Source organism: Enterovirga sp. (genome assembly GCF_028290205.1).
Taxonomy (GTDB): Bacteria; Pseudomonadota; Alphaproteobacteria; order Rhizobiales; family Beijerinckiaceae; genus Enterovirga.
Map to the genome: position 1 here is coordinate 1 of NZ_JAQGKF010000184.1, position 2,828 is coordinate 2,828.

Below are 2,828 nucleotides of genomic sequence, written 5' to 3' on the forward strand. Positions count from 1 at the left end.
AACCGCCCCCCTTTGGCCCAAAACGCCTCCAGATCGCCCTCCGCAGAATCGTAATAGGCAAAGTCCGCACTGTTCTCGGTTTTCCAGTTGTCGATTACTGCGTCCCTGAAGCGCGACATGAAGGAACTCCGAGTCAGTCCACATGTGACAGCCGAGCGCAGCGAGGCGCTGGCGCCAGCCGACTAAGGTCCACCGAACTTTGTCATAGTTCAGCGAAGCTAACTCCATAACTTACATCGAGCAACATGGGGTCGGACAGCGAAAAGCTGTGCGGAACCCCGTGGCGGGCTGTCGCAGCCCGCGTGATTATGCAGCCCAGACTTTCTGCCGGGGCATGAATACGTTGCTAGGGGCTGAGGTGTTCGCCCGCCCCGATTCCCGCCTTTTCGCCTACGCGGGCTGGGCCTGATCGAGCCGGCAGGCCCGATCCGGAAGTGGCCTCGATGGCCTGTCGCCCGTGCCGGGCGGGCCGCGCTGCCGGACCTTGCCGCGGCGAGCCGGAACCGCTCAGGGGAGAGCCCCGGCTGGAAGCGCGACCGCTGCAAGCTTTGATCCCGATGCTCTGACCACAAGCAGGAGAGAAGCGCGTGCCTTCCAACGAGACCTTCCGCACCCTGCATGTCTTTGACCCACATCTGGGATTGTGTGAGCCTCTTGCCGCGCACCTCGCTGTGACGAGCGGCAAGCCCTTCTTCGTGGTCTATGGCCGTGGCGCGCAGTTGCTGCTGTATGTCGGACTCGAGTCTGACTCGCTGGTGGTTGCGATCCACGACAAGACGTGGCGGCGGCTGGCGGAATTCCCGCAGGCCGGCGCCACCGACATCACCGTCGAGCTACACCCCGGCAGCGGTCGCACGCTGGAAATTCGAACGCCAAGGCGCCCGCCTTACGTGCTGGACCTTCGGGCCGAACTCGACCAGGCGATGCTGATCCAGGGCGTAGGGGAGTGGGACATCGCGGAGGCGGCGTCTCGAACTGAGGATCCCGCCGTGCTGGGCCCGGTGAAGGAGCTTCCGAGCCCGCGACCCTTGGCTCGGCTGAGCTGCCCCGACTTGATCTACGATCTGGGCCATCACAACGGGTCCGATACCGAGTTCTATCTTCGCAAGGGGTTCCGTGTGGTGGCCGTCGAGGCCAACCCCCAGCTCGCGGCCCGCAGCGCACGCCGCCTGGCGCCCTGGATCGCCATTGGACGCCTCGTCATGGTGAATATGGGTGTGAGTGCCGCGGAGACCCGAACGACGTTCTACGTCAACGGGCAGCATCCTGAATGGAGCTCCTTCGATCCCAAGATTGCCTCCCGCGGTCTTGAAACCACCGGCGTCACGGTCAACACGACGACCATGGAGAGGTTGTTTCAGACCTTTGGCGTCCCGTACTACCTGAAGGTCGACATCGAAGGGGCTGACGGGGTCGCGGTGGAAGGCGCCTGTCAATTCCGCCCCCTCCCCCAGTATCTCTCGTTCGAGAACGGAACTCCGGCGATCTTTGAGCGGCTCGTGTCCTCGGGCTACTCTCATTTCAAGATGGTGCCGCAACGCCATCTGCCCTCCCTCAAACTTCCTCAGCCGGCAAGGGAGGGGCTGGATGTCGACCACACGTTCCCCTACGGCTCGAGTGGCCCGTTCGGGGAAGATACGCCGGGGCCTTGGGTCGACGCGGCCGAGATGCGGGCGCACTTGGCGGAGCACTTTCAGAGACGCGCCAAGGTGACGGTGCCGGATTGGGAATGGTGGGATCTGCACGCCAGGCTCGGCCGGTCGGAGTAGAACCGCAAACCCCGCATCGTCGGGGCGGCCGGTGAACGCGGTTTCCGGGCCCTCGCGGAGGGGCCGCCCCGTGCCGGGACAGCTCGGCCCCGCGGCGCTGGCTTCCAGCAGGGAGCCGCTTGCGGTCACTCCGCACCACGCGGGTTAAGTGCGGGAGAAACGTGGTGGGCCCGGCAGGACTCGAACCTGCAACCAGACCGTTATGAGCGGCCGGCTCTAACCATTGAGCTACAGGCCCGGGGAGAGCGGCAGTGTAGCCCGGCGGCTGCGGCGCGTCACCCCGGCGTGAGCGGCGCGAGGGCGGCCCGCAGGGCGGGTGGCAGCGGCAGCGGCCGGCTTGTGGCGCGGTCCACATAGACGTGCACGAAATGGCCCTCGGCGGAGGCCGTGTCCTCGTCGTTGCGGAACAGGCCGATCTCGTAGCGGACGCTGGAGGTGCCGAGCCGCGCCACTCGGATGCCGGCCGCCACGCGGTCGGGAAAGCTGATCGGGCTCATGTAGCGGCACTGCGTCTCGACCACGAGGCCGATCACCGCGCTGTTCTGGATGTCGAGCGCGCCGGCCTCGATGAGGTACTGGTTCACGGCCGTGTCGAAATAGGAATAGTACACGACGTTGTTGACGTGGCCGTAGACGTCGTTGTCCATCCAGCGCGTCGTGATCTCGCGAAACGCGCGGTAGCTCTCGCGGCGGCCGGGCGGCACACGCTCGCTCACCAGGCGGCCTCATAGATCGCGAGCGCGTCGGCATAGGTGACCTCGCGCGGGTTGTTCACCAGAAGCCGGGTCTGTTTCATGGCGTCCTCGGCCATCCGGGGCAGGTGCTGGCGGCCGATCCCGGCCGAGCGCAGGCTGGTGTCGAGGCCGAGGCTCGGCGCGAGGTCCGACAGGGCTCGGACCAGGGCGGCGGTGCGCTCGTCGGCGCTGCCGGTCGCCGCCTCCGGGGCGATCAGGTCGGCCAATTCCGCATAGAGCGGCGCCGCGGCCGGGGCGTTGAACCGCACCACATGCGGCAGCACCATGGCGTTCGACAGGCCGTGCGGCACGTGGAACAGGCCGC

The 2,828-nt window shown here is 66.5% G+C and carries 3 protein-coding genes and 1 tRNA gene; 1 reads left to right on the forward strand and 3 read right to left on the reverse strand.

Features of this window, described 5'->3' with window-relative positions; all coding sequences use genetic code 11:
• The first annotated feature begins 587 nt into the window (after positions 1 to 587).
• Positions 588 to 1,769 (forward strand): FkbM family methyltransferase, encoded by a 1,182-nt coding sequence (locus tag JWR86_RS13295; protein WP_299566370.1) that lies wholly within the window; start codon positions 588 to 590, stop codon positions 1,767 to 1,769.
• 162 nt (positions 1,770 to 1,931) lie between these two features.
• Here the strand turns inward: JWR86_RS13295 and JWR86_RS13300 are convergent.
• From JWR86_RS13300 to JWR86_RS13310, 3 genes are all read right to left on the reverse strand, one after another.
• A tRNA-Ile gene (locus tag JWR86_RS13300) sits at positions 1,932 to 2,007 on the reverse strand.
• Between the two features lie 37 nt (positions 2,008 to 2,044).
• Positions 2,045 to 2,485 carry a thioesterase family protein gene (locus JWR86_RS13305; RefSeq protein ID WP_299566373.1) on the reverse strand — a complete coding sequence of 147 codons (441 nt, stop codon included), beginning with the start codon at positions 2,483 to 2,485 and terminating at the stop codon, positions 2,045 to 2,047.
• Positions 2,482 to 2,828: iron-containing alcohol dehydrogenase (locus JWR86_RS13310; protein WP_299566376.1), on the reverse strand; the 347-nt coding region annotated here is incomplete at its 5' end. The genes JWR86_RS13310 and JWR86_RS13305, both read right to left, overlap by 4 nt.